Raw genomic sequence first — 24,398 nt, 5'->3', positions numbered from 1 at the left:
CCTTTTTTAATCGTTTGATTTATGAAGGTGTCATTTCCCTTTATTCCCAATGTACAGCATTGACTTAATAATTCTCCAGTAGTAGAGAGTTTTAGACCATACAAATCTCAACAGGAGAGTTATCAGTGAATTCAGTATTAAAGTTGCGTGCAAAGCAGCTAGCAATATCTAAAAAAGAGTTCAGAGCTCGTGGTGCTAAACTTAAACGATGTGATCATTGTTTAATTGATATCAATGAATGTATTTGTGACGGTATTCAGGAAGCACAGTGTGGTTTAGCTGTCTGTATGCTGATGTATCATAATGAAAGTTTTAAGCCTTCAAATACAGGGCGTTTGATAGCTGATGTGATATCTGAGAATTTTGCATTTCGTTGGGATCGTACTGATCCGGATAAAGATTTTTTAGCATTAATTAATGATGAGCAATATCAACCGCTAATTATCTTCCCAGCCGATAATATTGAACAATATAGAGTGGTGGAAACCATTTCTCGAATAAAAGGTAAAAAGCCATTACTGATTTTTTTAGATGGTACATGGCGTGAAGCTAAAAAAATGATCCGTAAAAGTCCTTATTTAGATCAATTCCCTGTTTTATCGATTACGCCTGATAAATTATCTGAATATAAATTGAGAGTCGCAGTACATGAAAATCACTTAGGTACAGCTGAGGTGGCAATTATGGTGCTTGAACTTGCAAATGAATTAGATGCAGCAAAAAAGTTGAGTCAGCATTTTGAAGATTTTAGAGAAGCATATTTAAAGTGTAAAAAAAGATAAAATCGGTTCAAGAAAATGCGTGATATATGAAAGCATATACCACGCTGACTGGAATCTTTTTAAGCATCCTGCTTGCTAGAAATACTAGTTCCTTTAAAACTTTACCCTAGGCATATTTTAATATGACTAACAAATCCCTTGTCATAATCCTGTTCGTCACTGAATACATCCAATGTTAGCAATCTTTGCTATATATCCATAAAACAGACTTCTTGTCTGTTATTCCATTTCTAAGTCATTCCATGATAGCAGCGATTAAGCTGTGAGCATCTTGCTCTTCCTTTTCCGTGTTGTACTAACCTAAGTACATTTCAACATCCTGTTTGCTTGAGCGTCCTTCTATCCTTCAAGCGATGAGTTAATTATAGAGAATTGATGATTTATAGATATAAGATTAAGGCTAACTACTATTTATAATACATTTGAAATGAAGTGGTATTTGTTTTTTATATTTAAAATTATAGGGTTACATTTTTTATTGTTGTTTTCAGGTACATAATTAATGAAATGTCTGTCGTGTTTGTAAGAGATATCTCACAGTATTAATCCGTTTATAGTCTAGATTTTAGGTTTGCCGTTTGTCTTGAATGAGATAGTGCATAGAAATAATTAAAATATTTGTATAGTTAACTGATAATCGTTATTATTTATGGCTTGTCATTAGTATTATTTTAAAAAAATGCTGCTTCAATCGGGTATTCTAAAAATAGGTTCTAAAATGAAAAAAACAATCACCGTATTACCATTTATACTAGCAACTTTAGCGTCAGGTTTTGCTAGTGCCAAAGATGTCGTCAATATTTATTCTTTTCGCCAACCATTTTTGATTGAGCCTATTTTAAATAAGTTCACAGAAGAAACGGGAATAGAAACTAAAGTTGTATTTGCCAAAAAAGGCCTTATTGAGCGCATGAAGCGTGAAGGTAAACATACACCAGCAGATTTAGTCTTAACTTCAAATTTTAGTGCATTATTACAGTTAAAAAATGCACAGTTGACTCAACCAATTCAAAGTGAAATTGTAAATAAAAATATCCCAGCTCAATTTAAAGATCCTGACGGAAATTGGATTGCCTTAACTAAACGTGTACGTAACGTGTATTCTTCTAAAGAACGTATGGGCGCTTTACCTGAGCTAACATATGAAGAGTTAGCAGACCCAAAATATAAAGGCACGTTATGTACACGCTCAGGAAAACATCCTTATAACTTAGGTTTAGTTGCATCTATGATTGCGCATCATGGTGAGCAAGAGACAAAAACTTGGCTTGAAGGTGTGAAAGCGAATTTAGCACGTAAGCCTCAAGGTAATGACCGTGCACAAGTAAAAGCGATTAAAGAGGGGTTATGTGATATTGCTTTAGGTAATAGTTATTACTTTGGTAAGATGATGCAAGATTCGAAACAAAAAGTATGGGCAGAATCTGTATTCATTAATTTTCCGAATCAAACGAATCGTGGATCTCATATTAATGTTTCTGGTGTTGTGTTAAGTAAATATACAAAACATAAAGCCAATTCTTTGAAATTAATTGAATTTATGAGTGGTGAAAGTGCACAAAAAATGTATGCTTCGCTAAATATGGAATATCCTGTTAAATCAGGTGTTGCTTTATCTGATATGGTCGCTTCTTGGGGCAAGTTTTCTGAAGATGCAATTTCACTTCATAAAATAAGTGAAAACCGCACTTTAGCACTAAAATTGATTGATGAAGTGAAATTTGATTTATAACTAATATCATTTGGAAGTTTGTAGGTATAATACTATCTCAAACTTCTGATTTTTAAAGGTATCAATGCATTTATCAATTACTCGATGGCAGTTTGTTGCTTGGTCTGCTGGAATTATTTTAACTCTGCCACTTATATTCCTCGTTTTTGAATCTCTTATTCCCGATCCTGATGTATTTGATCATTTGTGGAATACAGTATTATGGGACTACACCTACAATACATTTGTTCTGATTTTTGGTGTTTTAGCTTTAAGCTCCTTGATTGCTTTACCTCTGGGCTGGTTAATTGCTTATTGTGATTTTCCCGGTAAAAAACAATTTGAATGGGCATTAATGTTACCACTTGCCATGCCGACTTATATCATAGCGTATGTTTATACTGATTTATTAGATTATGCAGGACCGGTACAAATCTGGTTAAGGAATACTTTTAACTGGCAAAACCCTAGTGATTATTGGTTTTTTGATATAAGGACATTGCCAGGTGCTATCGTGATGATTGCATTGGTATTGTATCCGTATTTGTATTTGATTTTTAAAACAGCGCTGCGAGAACAATCATTTAAATTAGTACAAGCAAGCCAATTAATGGGGTATAGCGCAAGGCAAAGCTTTTTCAAAGTGTCTTTACCGTTAGCTAGGGGCTCTATCGTTGCTGCGTTGGCTTTAATTGCGATGGAGGCGATGGCCGACTTTGCAACTGTAAATTATTTTGCTGTGAGCACTCTAACAACGGCAGTATACGATACTTGGCTAGGTTATTACTCTTTAACAGCGGCTGCTAAAATTTCAGGCATTATGTTGTTATTTGTTTTTATGTTTTTAAGTATAGAGCACTTTAGCAGACGTAATAGAGTTGTACATGAAAGGGGGGGGGTTAATAATGACGCCATGCTTTACAAGTTATCTAAATACAATGGTCTTTTATCGACGTTATTTTGTTGTCTGGTTCTTCTTTTTGCTTTTTTTATTCCTGTTTCTATATTAGTGAGCTACGCCGTTAGCTATTTTGATCAAGCATGGAATAGTGAGTTTTTTATATATGCTTGGCAAAGTTTAAAACTTGCAGCAATTGTCAGTTTTATTTGTGTTGCTCTGAGTTTATTCGTTGTTTTTAATCAGCGCCTTTCAACAAAATCAATTGATTTAATTCCTGGAAGAATGGCAAGCATGGGGTATGCTTTACCTGGTACAGTATTAGCTATCGCTGTGTTATTACCTTTAAGCTTATTAGATGGTGCGGTTAATCAGTTTGTAGGCTTGTTTATGGAAGAGCCTGGTTTAATATTTAGTGGTACCTTAGTTGCGATTACTTTAGCCTATGTTGTGCGTTTTTATGCAATATCTCAGGGGACAATTGAAGCGAGTTTTACCCGTATTTCACCTTCCTTAGATATGGCAAGTCGCTCTATGGGTAAAACGCCAGAGCAAACATTGTTAAAAATTCACTTTCCATTGCTTCGCCGTGGTATGTTAACTGCTGCTTTGCTTATTTTTATTGAATGTATGAAAGAGCTCCCTGCGGCACTGCTGTTACGACCTTTCGATTTTGAAACATTAGCGACACATGTTTTTCAATATGTCAGTGATGAACAATTGGAGTTAGCTTCAATATCTGCATTATTTATCGTTTTGGTAGGTCTACTACCTTTGTATTTTATTACCAGCTCTATGGAAAGTGCTAAATTTGAAGAAGAACTTACTAATGAGTGATCTGCTGATTGAAAAATTAAACTTTGATTATCAAGGTAATAAAATAATTGATAATCTATCGTTAACGATTGAAAAAAATGAAATTGTTTGTTTATTAGGTGCAAGTGGTTGTGGTAAAACCACAACATTAAAAGCGGTAGCGGGTTTGATTGAACCTTCATCGGGTTTGATCAGCATATCAAATAAAATATTTAATAATAAACATATTTTTGTAGCACCTGAAAAGCGAAATATAGGCATGATGTTTCAAGATTATGCCTTGTTTCCTCATTTAACGGTCGCTCAAAATATTGCTTATGGTTTACTTGATAAAAAGAAACAAGTTATATCTGAGCGTATTACTGAAATGCTAAACTTAGTTAAGCTTGAAGGTTTGAATGAGCGTTACCCACATCAATTATCTGGTGGTCAACAACAAAGAGTGGCGATAGCCAGAGCGCTTGCATATAAACCAAGTATACTATTACTTGATGAACCTTTTTCTAATATAGATCATCAAGTAAGATTTCAATTAATTGAAGATATTCGACGGATCATAAAAGATCAGCAAGTATCGGCTATTTTTGTAACGCATTCTAAGGATGAGGCTTTTGCATTTTCTGATAAACTTGCGATCATGTATGAAGGCAAAATCATTCAGCAGGGCACTGCAAAAGAGCTGTTTTATCAACCTAAAGCAAAAATGGTTGCTGAATTTCTTGGTCAAGGAATATATATCGATGCACAATATCTCGGTGATTCGGGGTTTAAAACATCTTTGGGTAATGTTACCTCAACACAAGAAATTGATGATGATAAGCAAAATGGTACTTTGTATATCAGGCCACAGCATATTAGTTTGAAACCTAAAGGTACTACTGGGGCAGAAAATAGTGTGACTATTTTGAGTAAGCGTTTTATGGGGACGCGATATATTTATCGTATTGGTATATCGGATCAAGAGATTGAAATAGTATCAGCAGATGATGGTCAGTTTAATCATGGCGAGCAAGTTGACTTGAATATTTTGCCACATCCAGTAAACTTTTTTATAAACTAGTCGATGATCTACTAATATTTAGGAACTTTAATGCCCCAAGCTCAATCAGGTGTTTGCGCTGAAGCAAACCTACATGGCTTATATCTTTTTTTGAATGTATTAGATGGTCATGATGATGTAATTAAAAATAAGCTTGGTAAAGTAACTACGCTACAAGATGAGTATAGTGAGCAATTTTCAGAAGCGATGCTTTCAAGCATAGTTGCTATTGGCGCCCAATATTGGCCGCATTTATGTCCATCTTCAATCCCAAGTGGACTAAAAAGCTTTCCACATATTACCCATGATGAATATGCTATGCCAAGTCAGCCGGTTGATTTATTAATTCAAATAAGATCAGATAGACTTGATGTAATTCATTTGTTTGCATCAAATATTCTTACTTTATTTTCTTCTGATATAGAGTTGGTAGAGCAGGTTAAGTGTTTTCGATTTTTAGATGGTCGTGATTTTAATGGTTTTAAATATGCCTCTGATACGCCAAGAGGGCGAGCTAAAATGAATGCAGCTTTAGTATCAAGCGATAGCCAGTTTGTGCAAGGTAGTTATATTCATGTGCAACGCTATCGTCATAACTTAGTTGAATGGAAAAAACTATCTGTTACAGAACAAGAGCAAATTATAGGGCGTACGCGTTTAGAAAATGAATTGATTATGCCAGTCAGCGCTTCAAGCCATGCTAATAAGATTGAACTAAAGAATCAAAGTGGGCAACCTATTTTACTTCATCAAGGCATGCCTTATGGTGATATGTATGAGCAAGGTATGTTATTAGTTACCTGTTCTAATGATGGCGATGCTTTTGAGGTATTAACTAAAGCACGTTTAGGAGATTCGCAAAGCTATGATGCATGGCTTGACTTTACTCAGGCAGATATGGGCTCAGCATTTTTTGCCCCATCGATAGATTTTTTAAACACTTTATAATACCGTTTCTATTTTATCACTCACTTAATTGGATTGGTATAACATATTCGTAGAACGCAGGAAACTGTATTTTTGAGCTCTAAATTAACTTATTATTTTCAGTTATGAAGTGACCATAATAGAAATACGAGGCAGACTATACACTTTCAAATAAGTTTTTGATTTTTTCCAAAGTGACATCTATTGTAGATATTTTTGCTGGTGCAATAAAAATAGTATCATCGCCTGCTATTGTGCCTAGTACGCCATCTGCTTTACCTAATGAGTCTAGAAGTCGCGCGATTAATTGTGCTGCACCTGGACTTGTACGTATGATGATCATCATTTCATTATGCATGATATCAACTACAAGTTGGCGTAATGGACTTTTTGCTGTAGGAACACCCATTTCTGCTGGTAAACAATATACCATTTCTTGTTTGGCGTTACGTGTTCTTACAGCACCAAATTTACTGAGCATACGCGATACTTTACTTTGGCTGATATTTGTAAAGCCCTGTTCTTTTAAAGCATCAACTATTTCACCCTGAGAACCAAAATTTTCTTCTTTTAATAACGCTTTAAAGGCTTTAACCAAAGCTTCTTGTTTATCTTGAATTTGCATCACGTCACTTTTTTTGAACGAGTTTTGTGGAGTTTACACAAATTTTAGCATCAAGCCTATATGAAAGCCGATATTTTCACCTGTAATGCTCGAAAAGGCATGAAATTTAAATTATTTACAAAGATAGTCGAAACTTTACTTAATAATTGCGGGTTTCATTTGTCTTTAGGCGATATTTTCTTTATCTTTATGAGCGAAATTGATTACCCTTCTTTAATCTTCGGAGAATACAAATGAAAGTTGCCGTTTTAGGTGCCGCTGGTGGTATCGGTCAAGCTCTATCTTTATTGTTAAAAACTCAGTTACCTGTGGGTTCAGAATTATCTCTTTATGATGTTGCTCCAGTTGTTCCTGGTGTTGCTGTTGATTTATCTCATATTCCAACTGACGTTAAAGTAGCTGGCTTTGGTGCAGATAACTTAGGTGATGCATTAACTGGTGCTGATATTGTATTAATCCCAGCAGGTATGCCTCGTAAGCCAGGTATGGACCGTGCTGACCTTTTTAATGTTAATGCTGGTATTATCAAAACATTAGCTGAAGGTATCGTTGCTAACTGTCCTAAAGCGTTAGTGGGTATTATAACTAACCCAGTAAATGGAACTGTACCAATAGTTGCTGAAGTATTCAAAAAAGCGGGGACTTATGATGCTAAACGTGTATTTGGTATCACTACACTAGATGTAATTCGCTCAGAAGCATTTATTGCAGAACTTAAAGGTTTAAATGTAGCTGACGTTAAAGTTCCTGTAATTGGTGGTCACTCTGGTACGACTATTTTACCACTTCTTTCACAAGTTGAAGGTACTACTTTCACTGATAAAGAAGTTGCTACACTTACTCCTCGTATTCAGAATGCGGGTACTGAAGTTGTTAACGCTAAAGCGGGTGGCGGCTCAGCGACACTTTCTATGGGCGCAGCTGCAGCACGTTTTTGTATGTCTTTAGTTAAAGGCCTACAAGGTGAAAAAGTTGTTGATTATGCGTATGTTGCAGTTGAGAATGGTGATGCACCATTCTTCGCACACCCTGTACGTTTAGGTAAAAATGGTATTGAAGAGATTCTTTCTTACGGTGCATTAAGCGCGTTTGAAGAACAAGCAAAAAATGACATGCTAGCGACATTAAAGTCAGACATCCAAGAAGGTGTTGACTTTATGGCTTAATAGAATTGCTTCGCAATTTTATTTTGAGTCACTATGTGGCATCAATAAAAAAGGGTGATTTTATATCCCCCTTTTTTTATTGATGCCACGCAGTGACCTTAATAATACTAATTCCGATAATTAAGTGACCACTCAGAGCTTATGAGGTTTTACAATTTTAGGCATGTCAGTGAATTCATGGTTATTCCCTTTAGAACTGACATAACAACGCTGAGTAAATTCTCAAAAATCCCTTGTAGGTGGGTTACAAAGCGATTTATGCTGCGTGATTGGTTTTGATAAGGGAATAACCATTGTCTGTAACCAATGCCTTGCCTAAAGCGCTTTGAACACCCGCTGATTGACAACTTAATTAACTGAAATGGTATAAAATAAATATGTGCAACAGGCTTATTTATGAATCGCGTGCAACAGCTAATCGCGCAAGGCATTCTAAAGCGAGTTTATATTTACTATCAGGAATAACATATAAGCAGTCAATTGCTTTTTGCGCTTCTTCTTCAGCTTTTAATGTGGTGAATTCCAACGCTTTGGTTTGTGTTAAAGTCGCTAGAATATCTTCTATATAATTCATACCATCAGATTTTTCGATGGCTTGCCTAATTTGAAGCACTTGTTTTGGAGTGCCTTTACGCATAGCATAAATAAGTGGCAAAGTCGGTTTTCCCTCGGCAAGATCATCACCGATGCTTTTACCTAACGCTTCTTGATCTGCATTGTAGTCAAGTACATCATCAATAAGCTGGAATGCAGTACCTAAATGCATACCGTAAAGCCTCATTGCTTCAACAATCTCTTTATCCTGCTCAGTTATAATAGCTGAAAGCTGTGTTGCAGCTTCAAACAGTTTTGCTGTTTTACTATAAATAACTTGCATGTAACTTTCTTCAGTTGTATCTGGATCATTACAATTCATTAGCTGAAGTACTTCACCCTCAGCGATAACATTTGTCGCATCAGATAAAATCTTCATTACAGACATTTTTTCTAAGTTGATCATCAACTGAAATGAACGTGTATAGATAAAGTCACCAACCAAAACGCTTGCGGCATTGCCAAATTCAGCATTGGCTGTTGGGTTACCACGCCTTAAGTTTGACTCATCAACAACATCATCGTGTAGTAAAGTAGCTGTATGAATAAATTCTATTATTGTTGCTAAGGTGATATGTTTATCACCTTCATAGCCAAATGCTTTTGCTGCTATAATACTCAACATAGGGCGAATTCTTTTACCACCACTATTAACTATATATAGACCTAATTGGTTAACTAAGGCGATATCAGATTGCATTTGCGTGTAAATCAGTTCATTAACACTATGCATGTCTTTGTCAGTTAACGCCTGGATAGTTTTTATATCCATTGAGCTTAAAACTCACTTCTAATGTGATGGTTATTTTGCTCGCAATTATACATAATAAATGGTCACTCTTAATAGTTTAATTTTTCTAAAAATATGACTTTATTTATATTTGTGTTTTTATTGAACTTTGGCTTGATTGTCATATGAGTTTACCTTAGAATACGCGACCATTGAAAAATATATTAGTTGCGCCGATTTGAGGGCGCACAACGGAGTTAATTATGTACGCGGTTTTCCAAAGTGGTGGTAAACAGCATCGTGTGACTGAAGGTCAAACGATCCGTCTTGAAAAATTAGATGTAGAAACAGGTGCATCTGTTGAATTTGATAAAGTTCTTTTAGTTGCAAATGGCGAAAAAATTGAAATCGGCGCACCTTTTGTTTCTGGTGGAAAGGTTTCAGCTGAGATCGTATCACACGGTCGTGGCGAGAAAATTAAGATTGTTAAATTTAACCGTCGTAAGCATTCTCGTAAGCAAATGGGTCACCGTCAGTGGTTCACTGAAGTTAAAATTACAAGCATTAACGCTTAATTAGGAGTACAGAAAAATGGCACATAAGAAAGCAGCTGGTAGTACTCGTAACGGTCGCGATTCAGAAAGTAAACGTTTAGGTGTTAAACGTTACGGCGGTGAATCAGTTCTTGCTGGTAGCATCATTGTTCGTCAACGTGGAACTAAATTCCACGCTGGTACAAACGTAGGTTTAGGTAAAGATCACACTATCTTTGCTAAAGCTGACGGAAAAGTTAAGTTTGAGCAAAAAGGTTCACTTAACCGTAAGTACGTAAGCATCGTTTCTGAGTAATATCATTCAAATGAATGCTGAAAAACCTCGCTCAGGCGGGGTTTTTTGTTTTAATGAATATATACCTTAATAATTTAAAAGCATCTAGAATATTTAGGTATATATTCAAGAATAGATAGGCTTGCAGCAAATTCACTTCATCGTTATGAACTTAAGCTATAATTCAGTGATACTTGAGAAGTGGGCGCAAGCAAGATACAAATCTAAGGGTTGTTATGAAATTTGTTGATGAAACTGAAATCCGTGTTGAAGCTGGTGATGGTGGTAGTGGTGCTATGTCTTTTCGTCGTGAAAAGTACGTTCCTTTTGGTGGTCCTGACGGCGGAGATGGCGGAGATGGTGGCAATATTTACCTCGAAGCTGATGAGAATTTAAATACTTTGGTTGATTATCAATTTGAGCGTTTTCACAGAGCTCAAAGAGGTGTTAATGGCCGAGGTGCAAATTGTACTGGTAAAAAAGGCGAAGATTTATGTCTCAAGGTACCTGTCGGTACACGTGCTCGTGATATTGATACAGATGAAATGCTTGGAGATTTAACTGAGCATGGAAATCAGCTACTTGTTGCTAAAGGTGGTTATCATGGTTTAGGTAATGCACGTTTTAAAACAAGTACAAATCGAGCACCTCGTCAAAAAACATTAGGTACGCCAGGTGAAGTACGTCAGCTTAAATTAGAACTTATGTTACTAGCTGATGTTGGCTTATTAGGTCTACCAAATGCCGGTAAATCAACTTTTATACGCAGTGTATCAGCTGCAAAGCCTAAGGTTGCTGATTACCCATTTACCACGTTAGTGCCAAACCTAGGTGTTGTTCGTCCTGCAATGAATAAGTCTTTTGTTATTGCGGATATACCAGGTTTAATTGCAGGCGCTGCAGATGGTGCAGGTTTAGGTATTCAATTCTTAAAGCATCTTGAACGCTGCCGTGTTCTATTGCATATCATTGATATTATGCCTGTAGATGGCTCAAATCCAATTGATAATGCAAAAGCGATTGTTGGTGAACTTGAGAAGTACAGTCCTAAATTAGCAAAGCGTCCACGTTTACTTATTTTTAATAAAATTGATTTGATGCCAGAAGATGAAGCAAAAAAAACGTGTGATGATATTGCTGAAGCTTTAGGTCAAACAGATAATACTTATCAAATCTCAGCGATTAACAAACTGAATACAGATCCATTATGTTTTGATATAATGGACTTGCTAGACTCAATGCCTGTAGATAAGTTTGAAGAGACCAAAGAAGAGGTTGAGTTTAAGTGGGATACTTACCATGAAGGCGCAGTCATTGATGAAAGTGGCTCATTTGATGATGAAGATTGGGATGAAGACGACTACGATGTAGAAGTTATTTACCAAAGATAATATTCATTAATTATTTAAAAAGGCGCATTTGCGCCTTTTTTAATATATTGAGACACTTAATTTAACACATGTTGCGAATAATATAAATTGATTGTGTTTTTTTGCATTGTAATAAATAACACTAAAGTATTAGGTTTGATTATGAATATTTCAATGATTGCAGCGATGGCAAATAATCGTATTATAGGAAAAAATAACCAAATGCCTTGGCACTTACCTGCAGATTTAAAACATTTTAAAGCTGTTACTTTAGGTAAGCCTGTTATTATGGGACGTAAAACATTCGAATCTATCGGTCGCCCTTTGCCTGGTAGAAAGAATATTATAATAAGCAGGGACGTATCGTATGAAGCACAAGGCATAGAGGTTGTTTCTACACCTGAGCTAGCCATTGAAATTGCTGGAAATACTCCTGAAGTTATGATTATAGGCGGTGGAAATATTTATGATATTTTCTTGCCATTATGTAATCGCTTATACCTAACTCACATTGATTTAGAAGTGGAAGGTGATACACAGTTTCCAGATTATGAGGCAAACAGAATATGGGTAAAAGAGCTGAGCGAAGAACATAAAAGTGACAGTTTGAATCCTTATAACTATACTTTTATAACATACAGTAGCTAAGTGTTACTTTATTGCACATTTTTTAACTTACTGATAGAATTTGTCATAATGAAGTAGTTAAAAAGTATTAAATAAGGTATGTTAATGAATTTCAAGACAACACTCATAGCAAGCACTTTAATTTCGAGCTCTTTTTTAGTGACTATCCCAGCTTCAGCAAATGAGCAGCTTGCGGCTAGTTTATGTGATTATGTTGCTGCTGATGATAAAAAACGACTACGTAAAAAATTAAAAGAGTCTAGAGTTAAATTAAGAAATATTTTTTCAGGTGTTACGTGTTCTGGTAATAACTTACTAAGACATGCTATGAAAAATAATGCTGATGGTACTGGGAAGTTTATTGTTAAAAAATTACCAAAATCAGATCTTGCTGCGGGTGGTGATGTTGATTGGGCTGCAGAAAATGGTCACTCAGACTCACCGATAGTTGCTGGTATTAAGGCTAGAGCAGGCATTTAAGTTAATATTTTAATATTTGGAGATTAGATATGAAAATGAAGAGTGTTTTTACACTGACTGTAATTTGTGCCAGTTCTATTTTATTTCCGGTATCAGCTCAAGCAAATGATCAGTTAGCAGCAAGCTTATGTGATTATGTTGCTGCAGATGATAAAAACCGCCTTCGTAAAAAAATGAAAGAAACTCGCATCAAACTTCGTAATGTATTTTCTGGCATAAGTTGTGGTGGAAATAATCTGCTACGACATGCCATGGTAAATAATTCAGAGAAAACGGGAAAATTCATCGTTAAAAAGCTCCCTAAAAGCGTATTAGCATCAAATGGAGATATTGATTGGGCAGGCTCTAATGGCCACTCAGCATCGCCTATCGTTGCGGCTATAAAGGAAAGGGCAGGTCTCTAAATATTTATAAAAATAAAAATAAAAATAAAAATAAAGCGCATATGGCGCTTTTTTTGTATGTGTTAATAATATCAATTTCCATAATTAAGTGACCACTCAGAGCTTATGGGGTTTTACAATTCTAGCCATGTCAGTGAATTAATGGACTTCCTTTATAGCCGACATAATAACGAAGTGTAAATTATCAAAAGCTCCTTTTAGGCGGGTTTCAAAGCGCTTCATGCTGTGTTATTGGTTTTGATAAGGGAATTATCTATTGTCTGTAACCAATGTCTTGCCTAAAACGTTTTGAACTCCCGCTGAATGACCACTTTATTAACGGAAATGGTATAACTGTCTTTCTGCCCCTAAAAATTTAATTAAAAAATCTTGGCGTAGTTCTCCATGTTTGCTCTATTACTTATCTTTGGGTGAGATAAAAATAATGGCGTCGTATTCAACAAAAGGCCTTGATCATTTAGATTTGATTTCTGGCATGAACAAAGAGCTTGGTATTGCCAAATTAATTGATCAAGCACTCCCTGAGCAAAGTGATGATAAGCTTATTTCTTACGGTCAACTTGTTGAAGCGATGATTTTAAATGGATTAGGTTTTGTTGGCCGCACCTTACACATGTACCCACAATACTTCAAAGAGCGTCCTGTTGAACGCCTTATTGGAAAAGGGATCAAGGCTGAGTATATTAATGATGACGCTCTGGGTCGTTGTCTTGATAAACTCTATGAAACAGGTGTTTCAGATATTTACCAAACATTATCAGCTAGCGTTGTGAAGCACTTAGATCTTCCTTGTGAAGGAATTAATTTAGATTCAACCAGCATTCATGTTGATGGTAATTATGAGCATGATGATGACAGTAAAGCGATCAAACTTGTTAGAGGTTATAGCCGTGATCATCGCCCAGAGTTAAATTAAGCTGTACTAAATTTGATCACAGAAAAAAAAAGCAGATATTGCGGTGTACATGCAAGCAGTCAGTGGTAATATTAATGACAATGATGGTTTTAAAAATATTATTAAACACCATATTAGCAGCTTAAAAGCGGCTCAAAAGTGCCAATGCTTTATTGCCGATACAGCTCTTTATACCGCAGAAACAATTCAATCTCTTGATGAACAGAAATAGTTTTTTATTTCTCGTGCTCCGCAGAAGTTAAAGCAAGTAAATGAAGCAATAGCCCAACAGCACACCTGAGATTTTAAAACGCTTGATAATGGCTACAGCGGTGCATGGCTTGAGTCTAATTATGGTGAAGTAAAGCAACGTTGGTTATTAGTGTGCAGTGTTCAAGCGAAAGACGGGGACAACATACGCTAGATAAACGTATGGAAAAAGAATCAAACTCAGCCTCAAATCATTCAAAAAACTGAGTCGACAACGGTTCGCTTGTGTAGTAGATGCTGATAATGCATTAAAAATAGGGTTAAAATCCCATCATGATGTTGCGATAACTGACAGTGGAATAATCAAGCATAGCGTATTCAAAGCGTATTCAAAAAAAGTGGTCTCCCCAAGTTAAATAAGCAACCAGATAGTTATGAATACCAAATAACAGGGCTATTATATTGGTCGTTAAAAAATAGGGGGCAGAGATTGCAGGAAAAAGGTATGTTCATGTTAGCCACAAACGACTTGAATGACTCGTTAACGGTGGAAAAAATGCTTAGCCTTTACATGTCACAGTAAAGCGTAGAAAAAGGTTTTAGGTTTTTAAAAAGTCCAGACTTTTAACCTCGTCACTTTACTTGAAAAAGCCCGAAAGAATCGAAGCACTAATTAATGGTAATGACGTGCTGTTTAATGGTTTATGCAGCACTGGATCATAAAATCAGAAGAGAATTAAAGGCTCAATCTGTATTGAGCCCGAACTTTAAATACAAACCATGCCAAAATCCAACCGCTCGTAGGGTGTTCTTCTGTTTCCAAGGTATTGATGTATTAACGATCAGTGGCGAGCAACAATTAGTCTTAAACCTGAAGGAGAGGAATAATATTATCATTGGCTGTATGGGTAGTATTTATCAGAAAGTTTATTCCTAAAAATGCTGCGGAATGTGAGGTATAAGCTAGATTACTAGATTCGAATATTAAGTTAGGCCACACATATAAAAAAGGCCAGATGAAACTCCATCTAGCCTTTTTCTTTTTCTTTCTAGATGTACTTAAACCTTAAACTCATCTACTGATAATCTAAGTTCTTCCGCAAGTTTTGCGACTTCTTGGCTTGCCGTTGAAGTTTGTTCTGCGCCAGATGAAGCTTGTTCAGTGATTGATACAATAGACTCTAAGCGCTCACTAATCTCAAGTGATACATGATGCTGCTCTTGCGCTGCAGTTGATATCTGTTCACTCATATCATGTGCTTGAGATACTGCTTTAGTGATTAGTCCGAGCGCTTGAGTTGCTTGTTCGCTTTGTTCAACACAAGATACAGCTTGTTCTTTACCTTTAGCCATTACGGATACAGCTTCTTGTGCACCTGATTGTAAAGACTCAATCATCGCTTGTATTTCTTGTGTAGATTCTTGCGTTTTACTTGCAAGAGATCTTACTTCATCTGCTACAACAGCAAAGCCTCTACCTTGCTCACCAGCTCTTGCTGCTTCTATTGCTGCATTTAATGCAAGTAAATTAGTTTGCTCAGCAATACCTCTTATAACATCTAATATACTTCCAATTGAAGCGCTGTCTTGGTGTAGTTTATTAATTACTTTAGATGCTGAATCTACTTCGTTGGCGAGTTTTTCAATGGTTTCTTTATTTTTAGCTGAAATATCTTTTACACGCTCAGCCTCATTATCAGCATGTTTGATTTCATTTAATGCTTCTTCAGCGCTATGAGTTACTGATTGTGATGTACTACTCATTTCAGTTGTTGCTGTAGCTGCTTGTTCAACCTGAGCACGTTGAGCTTGCATTGCTTGGCTTGATTCACTGGTTATTGTTGAAGTTTCTTCAGAAGCCGCAGCCAGTTGTGTTGAACGAGATATGATTCCTTGAATTAAAGTTCTTAAATTATCAATGAGTGTATTACAGTTTGTTGCTAATTCACCAAATTCATCTTGAGCAGAATCGTCTAGTTTTTTGGTCATATCTCCTGTAGCAACCGTTTCTAAAATGTTATTTACTTCGGCTAATGGGCGAATTATGCGTTGAACAGTTAAGTATGCAACTAAAATAGCAATAATAGCGGCAATAACCATACCTGTTGATGTCCATAAATTAGCGGACGATACGTTATCATTTACTTCAGCTTGTAAGTCAAATGCCAGTGTACTTGAGATTTCAACTAGTTTGTATAGCTGTTCAATTGCAGTTTTTGTTTTATTCTCAGCTTGAGTTAATGCGATTGTAGCTTGTGTAAGTGCGTCTAAATGAGCTTGTTTATTAGAAGCTATAGCATTATTACCAATTATATTAGTTTTTAATACCTCAAAATAATTAGTCAAATCTGCAAGTAAATCAGGTTCTTTGTTGGATATTGCCTCAGTAATAAGTTCAAGCCCCCTCTCTAAGTCTGTGATACTAAATTTCTGCTCATTATTTAAAGTCTCAAGAGTTTGTGCATTATCTACTGCGATAAGATCTGTGCTATTACTAACGATAGATAAAAAACTATTCTCCATATTGCTTGCAGCTTGAAAAGCACGCGGAGCATTAGATTCTAGATTAACCTCATCAATAATATCCAATACAACAGTACTGGCATCATCAGAGTTAATTTCAATCTCTTCTAATTGACTTTGCAATGTTCTTTTAAGGTTAATAACTGATTTCTTTTTAAGATACAGTTTATTTACATCTTTCGAAAAGTTCGAAAAAGTATTTTTAATTAAAGTACTTTCTCTCGAAAGCGCTTGGTGATTACTGACGCTTTTGATTAATTTTTTATAAGAAGCATCAAACTTATCTTCTATCTTTTGAAATTTAGTTTTTAGCTTATCAAGCTCAGCTTCTTCTTTGGCATGATATATTTGTAAGCTAATCTTCCCCATCATGACAAATTCAACTTGAAGTTCAGAGCTAATGCTTAACGCAGGTAAAGACAGTTGATTAACAAGTTGTGTTGATTTATTTATATTTGAAATCTTTCCTAACGAGTTACCTCCAATTAAGAGAAGTAAAAAAGTAATAAAGACGAATCCGCCCCAGATCCGCTGACTAACAGTTAGGTTCATATAAATTCCTATTGATAGGGTAAAAGACTCTACTCAAGGTATCGGTTACAAAGCCAATAAGTTGAGCGTTACTAGTCATAAATTTAACAGATCTTTAAAAAATAAACAGTAAATTACACTAAACATTACTTTTTTTGATGAAATTAGGCTGAAATTGCCTTTTGCGTTGTAAATGTACCTGTTTTAAGATCTATTAAGGTTAGTTCTTTACCCCAAACACATCCAGTATCAAGTGCAATTATGCTTGGATTATTTGTTTTCCCTAAAAGAGAAGCCCAATGGCCAAATATGATTTTGGTATTTTTCATTGCTTTGATTGAATCATGTTGAAACCAAGGTAGCAATTCAGGAGAGTCTTGAGGAGTGCCTTTATGGTTAAATTCTATTTTATTATCCGCTGTTAAAAATCGCATTCGGGTAAAAGCATTGACTGTATATTTAAATGATTCAAGCTCAGTTAATTTATCTGACCAATTAAACGGGCCTTCGCCATACATATTTTTAAAGTAATATAAGGCATTATCACTTTGATATTTTTGCGTTGCTAAGTCCGCTTGTGTTAGTGCTGTTTGAATATCCCAATGAGGTGAAAGACCTGCATGGCAAATTAAAGTTTGATAGGATTCTAACCAGATTGCTAAAGGTTGTTCTCGAAGGAATGAAATAAGATCAGGAAAATCAGCAGCTGAAAATAAAGAGTCTAATCTATCTTTTTTTTGGGGGGATTTATTAAGGAATTGTGTCGCTAATAAATGTAAATCATGATTTCCCAATGTTATTTTAACACTTTCGCCAAGATTTTTTAAAAATCTTAAACAAGAAAGGGAGTCAGGGCCTCTTGCAACAATATCGCCAACTAAATATAAAGTATCTTTACTGGGGTTAAAGTTTACCTTCTCTAGTAATAATTTAAATTCAATGAAACAACCTTGAAGATCCCCAATTGCATAATCAGCCATATAGTTAACCTTTAATTTAATTCTTAATATACCCATGCTACTTGGGAATGCGCGATTTCAGCAAGTCGAGAAGCGTGCCAAATGTTAGGCACAATTAGGCATAAGATGTGTCGTTAAGTCATTCTCAACAAATATCTTATAACAACGCAGTTGGCCGCTTATCCTCTTGCCTTACGGGAGTTTGGGTAGAAAACGATTACGTCGTTATGATTCATAATCAGGGAATAACCCTGAATTACAAATCATGCCTTGTACTCGTATCCTACCCAAGCTCTGAAACCTGCATTTCCAAGTAGCACGGGTATAGATATTTAAATAACCTAAGTTATCTTAGATTATTTATTGAGACTGCTTATTTTTAATGCAGAATATTAGGAGTTGATAATCTAAATACATCAATAGGAGCTTCAAATTCGGTACCAAATTCATTACGCATTTTATAATAACCTTGCATTGTGCCTACAGGAGTATCTAATTGTGCACCGCTAGTATAAGTATAGCTTTCACCTGGAGAAATGTTTGGTTGCTCACCAACCACACCTTTACCTTCAACTTCAACTTCTTTGCCATTGGCATCTGTTATTAACCAAAATCGGCTCAATAGTTTAGCACTACATAGGCTATGATTTTTAACTGTAATAGTATAAGCAAATAGGAACTTTTCTTTTTCTGGTTCAGATTGCGCTTCAATGTAAAAGGTTTCTACAGAAACTTTTATAGGAGAGCCTAAGCTACTTTTAATTGTCATTTGATGTTGAGTCACCATTATCTGAGTTAGCTTTGTTATCAAAAAGCCAGTTGGCAATATCAATAAATTGATTTAAAGAGATGTTTTCTGCTCGCATCTTTAAATTTAAACCTAGCGCTTCAATTTGATCTGGTGTTAACAAATTAGAAAGACTATTACGTATTGTTTTACGGCGTTGATTGAATGCTTCTAAACACACTGTATTCAACATTTTAGTACTTTTAGCTGTTAACTGTTCAGGATTTTTAGGGATTAATCTTACAACAGCTGAGTCAACTTTTGGTGCAGGTTTAAAGCATTCTGGTCCGACTTCGATCACAGGCATTGCATGACAGTAATATTGGGTCATAACGCTTAAACGGCCATATGCTTTACAGTTGGGTTGTGCAGACATACGTTTAACCACTTCCTTTTGTAACATGAAGTGCATATGTTCAATATTTTGTGCATAATCAAATAAATGAAACAATAAAGGCGTTGAAATATTGTAAGGTAAATTACCAAAAACTTTGAATTTTTTATCTTTTTTCACTAGGTGAGAAAAATCAAAAGTAAGTGCATCACCTTGATGTATTGTTAGTTTATCACCAAGAGTTGGATGATATGTTAAACGCTTAACAAGATCTTTATCAAGTTCAACAACAGTTAAGTGACCAGCAAGCGCAGTAACAGGTTCGGTAATAGCGCCTAAACCAGGACCTATTTCTACTAAAGTATCTTCTGGTTTTGGATCAATCGCAGTTACTATTTTATCTATGATACCTTCATCATATAAAAAATTTTGTCCAAATCGTTTTTTTGCTCTGTGGCCTAAATGTACTTTATCAGTCATTAATAATTACTTTATCTTTTGTTGCTAAGTGAATGGCTTCACGAATAGCTAATTCAAAACTTCCGACATCAGCTTGCCCAGTACCAGCTAAATCTAATGCTGTACCATGATCAACTGAGGTGCGGATAAAAGGTAAACCTAAGGTAATATTTACCGAGTTACCAAATCCCTTGTATTTTAGCACAGGTAAACCTTGATCGTGATACATAGCAAGCACAGCATCAGTTTGATTTAAGTATTTATCTTGAAATAGGGTGTCGGCTGGTAATGGACCCGTTAAATTCATACCGAGATCATTTAACTTTTGGATTGTAGGAATAATCGTTTCAATCTCTTCTGTGCCTAAGTGACCATCTTCTCCCGCGTGTGGATTTAAACCACACACTAAAATTCTAGGATGTTTTATGCCAAATTTATCTTGTAAATCGTGATGTAATATCTCTGTAACTTTGATCAATCGTTCTTCAGTTACGGCTTTTGATACGTAAGCCAATGGAATGTGAGTGGTCACTAAAGCAACTCTTAATCCTTCAGTTGCTAACATCATAACAACATCTGAAGTATTGGTTTGTTGCGCAAAGTATTCTGTATGACCACTAAATGATATACCAGCTTTATTGATAATGCCTTTATGAACCGGGCCTGTGACAACAGCTGCAAACGTACCATTTGTATTTTGCTCTGAAGCATGGCGTAAAGTATGTAAAACATACTCGCCATTGGCTTCATTTAATTCACCCGGAATTACAGGCTCAGCCATATCTATATGTGTAAAATAAAGCTCTGATGCTTTGTTTGGCTTAGCAGGTTCAGTCGTATTAAACTCAACAAGTTTTAATGGCAGGCCTAATTGCTCTGCTCTTTGTTTTAGTAAGTCTTTATCTGCAATCGCAACTAGCTGAGCAGGCCAATCATGCTGAATTAGCTTGATTAGCAAGTCAGGGCCAATTCCAGCAGGCTCACCAGGCGTAATTGCAATTCTAATAGTCATTAATTTGCTTCCACAATTAATTCAACATATGCTTGTTCTCTGATTTCACGTTGCCAAGCAAAGCTTTCTTCTTTGTATTTTTTATTGTAAAGCATCTTGTGAGCACGGTTTCTTTTTGCTAATTCAGTTTTATCTGCAACACGTTTTTCAAGTAATTGCACTATATGCCAACCAAATTGCGATCTAAATGGGTCACTTAATTCATCTTTTTTAAGTGCTAACAAATTATCTCTAAATGCAGGAACGTAAGTTGTTGGATCTGTCCAATCATATTCGCCACCTTTAAGTGCTGAACCCCCATCTTCGGAGTGTTCTTTGGCAAGCTCGGCAAAGTCAGCTGTACCTGCTTTTAAGTCTTTAACAAAACCAGCAAGCATAGATCTCGCTTTTTCTTCACTTACAATTATTGAAGGTTTGATTAAAATATGGCGTGAGCGAACTTCAAGTGCTTCAACAACTTGAAGGCCTCTGATTTCTTGAATTTTTACGATATGAAATCCAGCACCTGATCTTAATGGACCTATTATTTGGTTTGTCTTTTTGCCTTTAACTGCTTCAGCAAAAAGAGTTGGCATTTCGTTGATATTCATCCAACCCATTTGCCCACCTTCTAATGCGCGAGAGCCACCAGATGATGCGATAGCAATACGTTTAAATTCATCTCCTTTATTAAGCATCGAGATTACTTTTTCGGCTCGTTTTTTTGAGTTCTCTATATCTTGAGCTGTAGCGTCAGTAGGAATATCAATTAGGATATGGCCTAAGTTATATTCTTCACTACTGCCTTGTTGTTTATCCATAATCTTAAGTAGATTATCAATTTCTTGTAAACCAACATAAATTCTACGGTCCACATTACCGCGTAAAACTTGTTGTGTTGTCATTTCTGTACGGATTTCTTCGCGGTATGCTTGGTAGTTATCACCAGAATCTTCGATGGTTTTTCTTAAATCCGAAATTGTACCATTTTGTTCTTTTGCCATTCTCATTAGCGTTTGGTCTAATTGGCCATCAGATATTTTCAAACCCATACGGTCAGCCATTTGCATCAATAAAGATTGATTGATTAAACGGTCGATTGCTTGGTTATACAGCGCTTTATCTGAAGGTAAAGTTTGAGATTCAGTTTTAGCTCTGTTCTTTACACGGTTAATGATGGTATTTACTTCACTTTCTAAAATAACACCTGAATTTACGATAGCAATGACTTTATCAAGTTCAACTTCTTTTGCTATTAGATTGCTGTTTAGGCCTAAATTTAGGCCTATTCCAAAAACTGTACTGACTAATAATGTTTTTAACTTCATTTTAATTTCTTGATTTAATTATTTATAAAATAAGGGCGACGGTAACCAAAAATGCCTTGTTGTAATAACTTTTTAGCATCGTAGTTACTTTTTCCACCCAGCCCTTTAAGTACAAAATCCAGTCTAAATCCTGAATTAAATACTGCGTCTTGTTGGCCAAATTCAGAATCCGATTGATTTAAATCAGTTTCTATTTGTCTATGACCCGTGAATTGAATTGCCCAACAACATGATTCATATTGCAGTCCTGATAAAATTTCAACACTGCGATTATGTTCTAAGTCTCTTTGATAACTAGCAATAAACTGCCAATTATCAGAAATTGGAATACTGGTAAATGCACCCATTTGCTCAATTCTATTCTCTGAGACTGAGACATCATTTGCAAAGCGATGGTTCAATTGTATTAGCTGATTATTACTACCTTTGTAATCTAAAGTTATATGAGATTGCACTAATTCTTTTCCTTCGACGTCGTATTGAATTCCTGTGCCTAAGTACCATCTTTTGTGCCAATGTAACATGGCTTCACCAGCAAACAAGGAATTATACGTTTTTTGTTCACCCAATTCTTGTTCTGTTGGCTTTGCTGAGTCGGATAAGTAAAAAGTTTGTCCAGCGCTTAAGTTAAATAATTCATTATTTTTTTCACCAAAAATTCGGGTGGTTGCACCTACCGTAAATTGATTTGCTGCAGCAATTCTATCTACACCAGAAAATCGTTTATCACGAAATAAACCAAAAAAATCATCTTGTAATTTTGTGGTATCATATAAACCTATATTCGTTTGATCTTTTTTTGGTACATATAGGTACTGAATTTGAGGTTCTAAAACTTGGTAGCCATTTTTCACCAACCAAGGCGTTTTTCGTTCAAGGTTAATTTGTGAATGTAACCTTAATTTAGGTAAAGTTCGACTGACCTTTTTTTCTATATTAGTGCCTTCAAAGTTACCAGTTTGTTGGTAGTTGGTTTGTAAAAGACTTAACTCAGATGAAAATGACCAACCAAAATCTTGATAACTATATTGTGCTTTAGGTTCTATATGAACTCTGGAAGCTTCAGGTATTTTCAATTTTGTATTTTTAAAATGGCTCAGCTCACCTTTTAATGTAAATAGGATATCATGCCAATTAAAGGGGTGGATTTGATCAAATGTAATTTGTGGTAGTGCGGAGTATGATGCTGAATGAGCACCTAACACTTCGAAACTTTGTATCTTAATATCGGTCTGCCACATATCACCAAAATGTGTCAGTAAACCTGTTCTGTAAAGCTGAGTATCAGTTTTATTGGCGAAATTAGATTTTAAATCAGTTAAATAATTATCGTCACTTACATTTGTTACATCTATACTTGCGCGCCAATCTTTATTGAAGTTGGTAACTTGCTGCCAATTAAATAAGTATCTTTCATTTAATTCAGGTTCTGATTTATCTTCATTGAGATATTCAATACCGATAGAACCTTGATGTTGTTTAGTTAAATAGCGAAGTTCTGTTTTTAATTGCACACCTTGGTTTGCCATATAGCGAGGTGTTATCGTGGCATCAATGTTTTCAGCTATGTTCCAATAAAAAGGCGTTTCAATTTCAAAGCCATATTTTGAAGAGGGGCCAAAGCTGGGAATTAAAAAGCCTGATTGTCTTTTATCGGAAATTGGGTAAGTGAAATAAGGCAAATAAAGAATAGGAGTATCCAATACTTTTAACGTCATTCCGTGAGTTTCGCCCCAACCTTCTTCTTGAGATAAAATTATTTTATCTGCATGAATAGACCAGAACTCATTGTCGATAGGGCAAGTTGTAAAACTACCGTTATTTAATGTGAATTCACTTTTATTGATTGAAAGCTGTTCTGCAGCACCACGAGCTTGTTGTTGTGTTAATTGATACTCGGCACCTAATAAGTTGATTTGTGAATTACTTAAATCAGCATTTAATCCTGTGCTTTTGATTTTTGAAATCACATCTTGATAACTAATGGGTCCTGTAGCGTTAAATAATCCAAGTTGTTTATCAAGTAAGGCTGAGGATGCTTTTATATTTAATTTTGCTGTATTGATATCTACATCACCTGAAAACTCAGCACTTTGAGTGCCAAACAACTCAACATTGTCTGCTTTTATATCCATACTACCAAATTGGATGCTTTTTAGAGGTGACCAAATACTTAACTTATTTTGTGAATGACACAATAACGGAGCATCTTTAGCATGAATTATCAGCGGAAAGTATAAGCCAATGAGTAACAAAAGGCTCCTAATATTGTTCATTTATCAACCTTAATGCTCAAGTGGTTAGAGAGAACTGGGTATAATAAAACAATTTAGCCAATTTCTCTAATAAATGAGATTGCAAAATTAATAAAAAATTGTATTTTA

The 24,398-nt window shown here is 35.5% G+C and carries 21 protein-coding genes and 1 pseudogene; 13 read left to right on the top strand and 9 right to left on the bottom strand.

Annotated elements, in window-relative coordinates; translation table 11 throughout:
• The first annotated feature begins 125 nt into the window (after positions 1-125).
• The 5 genes from CJF42_RS08195 (at position 126) to CJF42_RS08175 (ending at position 6,194) form a co-directional block, all read left to right on the top strand.
• Positions 126-782: a tRNA-uridine aminocarboxypropyltransferase gene (locus CJF42_RS08195; RefSeq protein WP_252097561.1), complete on the top strand. Its 657-nt coding sequence runs from the start codon at positions 126-128 to the stop codon at positions 780-782.
• 718 nt (positions 783-1,500) lie between these two features.
• Positions 1,501-2,514, top strand: a complete 1,014-nt coding sequence (locus tag CJF42_RS08190; protein WP_095366212.1) for an extracellular solute-binding protein — start codon at positions 1,501-1,503, stop codon at positions 2,512-2,514.
• 64 nt (positions 2,515-2,578) lie between these two features.
• Positions 2,579-4,228 (top strand): ABC transporter permease, encoded by a 1,650-nt coding sequence (locus tag CJF42_RS08185; RefSeq protein ID WP_095366211.1) that lies wholly within the window; start codon positions 2,579-2,581, stop codon positions 4,226-4,228.
• Positions 4,221-5,267 carry an ABC transporter ATP-binding protein gene (locus CJF42_RS08180; RefSeq protein WP_095366210.1) on the top strand — a complete coding sequence of 349 codons (1,047 nt, stop codon included), beginning with the start codon at positions 4,221-4,223 and terminating at the stop codon, positions 5,265-5,267. The genes CJF42_RS08185 and CJF42_RS08180 overlap by 8 nt, the downstream gene beginning before the upstream one ends.
• Before the next feature lie 30 nt (positions 5,268-5,297).
• The gene (locus tag CJF42_RS08175; protein WP_095366209.1) at positions 5,298-6,194 is read left to right on the top strand and encodes a Dyp-type peroxidase; all 897 of its coding nucleotides are present in this window, start codon (positions 5,298-5,300) and stop codon (positions 6,192-6,194) included.
• 136 nt (positions 6,195-6,330) lie between these two features.
• On the opposite strand, the gene argR is transcribed toward CJF42_RS08175, so the two are convergent.
• Positions 6,331-6,798, bottom strand: coding sequence for a transcriptional regulator ArgR (gene argR, locus CJF42_RS08170; protein WP_095366208.1), 468 nt, complete (start codon positions 6,796-6,798; stop codon positions 6,331-6,333).
• A 233-nt stretch (positions 6,799-7,031) separates the two neighbouring features.
• Here argR and mdh point away from each other — a divergent pair, with 233 nt between their 5' ends.
• Complete coding sequence (gene mdh / locus CJF42_RS08165) at positions 7,032-7,964, top strand: malate dehydrogenase (RefSeq protein ID WP_095366207.1); 933 nt, start codon at positions 7,032-7,034, stop codon at positions 7,962-7,964.
• Positions 7,965-8,358: 394 nt separating this feature from the next.
• Here mdh and ispB read toward each other — a convergent pair whose 3' ends face one another.
• Positions 8,359-9,330: an octaprenyl diphosphate synthase gene (gene ispB / locus CJF42_RS08160; RefSeq protein WP_095366206.1), complete on the bottom strand. Its 972-nt coding sequence runs from the start codon at positions 9,328-9,330 to the stop codon at positions 8,359-8,361.
• A gap of 221 nt (positions 9,331-9,551) precedes the next feature.
• Between ispB and rplU the strand changes: the two genes are divergently transcribed.
• From rplU to CJF42_RS08125, 7 genes and pseudogenes are all read left to right on the top strand, one after another.
• Positions 9,552-9,863 carry a 50S ribosomal protein L21 gene (rplU, locus tag CJF42_RS08155; protein ID WP_095366205.1) on the top strand — a complete coding sequence of 104 codons (312 nt, stop codon included), beginning with the start codon at positions 9,552-9,554 and terminating at the stop codon, positions 9,861-9,863.
• Positions 9,864-9,879: 16 nt separating this feature from the next.
• Positions 9,880-10,137 carry a 50S ribosomal protein L27 gene (gene rpmA / locus CJF42_RS08150; protein ID WP_042147362.1) on the top strand — a complete coding sequence of 86 codons (258 nt, stop codon included), beginning with the start codon at positions 9,880-9,882 and terminating at the stop codon, positions 10,135-10,137.
• Between the two features lie 215 nt (positions 10,138-10,352).
• Complete coding sequence (gene cgtA / locus CJF42_RS08145; protein ID WP_095366204.1) at positions 10,353-11,507, top strand: Obg family GTPase CgtA; 1,155 nt, start codon at positions 10,353-10,355, stop codon at positions 11,505-11,507.
• 141 nt (positions 11,508-11,648) lie between these two features.
• Positions 11,649-12,134, top strand: a complete 486-nt coding sequence (gene folA / locus CJF42_RS08140) for a type 3 dihydrofolate reductase (protein ID WP_095366203.1) — start codon at positions 11,649-11,651, stop codon at positions 12,132-12,134.
• 84 nt (positions 12,135-12,218) lie between these two features.
• Positions 12,219-12,593 (top strand): DUF3718 domain-containing protein, encoded by a 375-nt coding sequence (locus tag CJF42_RS08135; RefSeq protein WP_095366202.1) that lies wholly within the window; start codon positions 12,219-12,221, stop codon positions 12,591-12,593.
• 35 nt (positions 12,594-12,628) lie between these two features.
• The gene (locus CJF42_RS08130) at positions 12,629-12,997 is read left to right on the top strand and encodes a DUF3718 domain-containing protein (RefSeq protein ID WP_353651676.1); all 369 of its coding nucleotides are present in this window, start codon (positions 12,629-12,631) and stop codon (positions 12,995-12,997) included.
• 424 nt (positions 12,998-13,421) lie between these two features.
• A pseudogene (locus CJF42_RS08125) lies at positions 13,422-15,039 on the top strand (IS1634 family transposase).
• 122 nt (positions 15,040-15,161) lie between these two features.
• On the opposite strand, the gene CJF42_RS08120 reads toward CJF42_RS08125, so the two are convergent.
• The 7 genes from CJF42_RS08120 to lptD all read right to left on the bottom strand — a co-directional run bounded on the left by CJF42_RS08120 (position 15,162) and on the right by lptD (position 24,290).
• Positions 15,162-17,177, bottom strand: a complete 2,016-nt coding sequence (locus CJF42_RS08120; RefSeq protein ID WP_095366200.1) for a HAMP domain-containing methyl-accepting chemotaxis protein — start codon at positions 17,175-17,177, stop codon at positions 15,162-15,164.
• 143 nt (positions 17,178-17,320) lie between these two features.
• Positions 17,321-18,136 carry a symmetrical bis(5'-nucleosyl)-tetraphosphatase gene (locus CJF42_RS08115; RefSeq protein ID WP_095366199.1) on the bottom strand — a complete coding sequence of 272 codons (816 nt, stop codon included), beginning with the start codon at positions 18,134-18,136 and terminating at the stop codon, positions 17,321-17,323.
• Positions 18,137-18,494: 358 nt separating this feature from the next.
• Positions 18,495-18,884, bottom strand: a complete 390-nt coding sequence (apaG, locus tag CJF42_RS08110; protein ID WP_095366198.1) for a Co2+/Mg2+ efflux facilitator ApaG/CorD — start codon at positions 18,882-18,884, stop codon at positions 18,495-18,497.
• Positions 18,874-19,716, bottom strand: coding sequence for a 16S rRNA (adenine(1518)-N(6)/adenine(1519)-N(6))-dimethyltransferase RsmA (gene rsmA / locus CJF42_RS08105; RefSeq protein ID WP_095366197.1), 843 nt, complete (start codon positions 19,714-19,716; stop codon positions 18,874-18,876). Before rsmA ends, apaG begins: the two co-directional genes overlap by 11 nt.
• Positions 19,709-20,707, bottom strand: coding sequence for a 4-hydroxythreonine-4-phosphate dehydrogenase PdxA (gene pdxA, locus CJF42_RS08100; protein WP_095366196.1), 999 nt, complete (start codon positions 20,705-20,707; stop codon positions 19,709-19,711). Before pdxA ends, rsmA begins: the two co-directional genes overlap by 8 nt.
• Complete coding sequence (gene surA / locus CJF42_RS08095) at positions 20,707-22,014, bottom strand: peptidylprolyl isomerase SurA (protein ID WP_095366195.1); 1,308 nt, start codon at positions 22,012-22,014, stop codon at positions 20,707-20,709. Before surA ends, pdxA begins: the two co-directional genes overlap by 1 nt.
• A 14-nt stretch (positions 22,015-22,028) precedes the next feature.
• Positions 22,029-24,290 (bottom strand): LPS assembly protein LptD, encoded by a 2,262-nt coding sequence (gene lptD, locus CJF42_RS08090; protein ID WP_095366194.1) that lies wholly within the window; start codon positions 24,288-24,290, stop codon positions 22,029-22,031.
• Positions 24,291-24,398 lie beyond the last annotated feature (108 nt).

This window comes from Pseudoalteromonas sp. NBT06-2 (assembly GCF_002276045.1).
In the GTDB taxonomy this organism is placed as follows: Bacteria; Pseudomonadota; Gammaproteobacteria; order Enterobacterales; family Alteromonadaceae; genus Pseudoalteromonas.
Note: the sequence above shows the minus strand (reverse complement) of the source record. Positions and strands in the feature narration are given on the sequence as shown.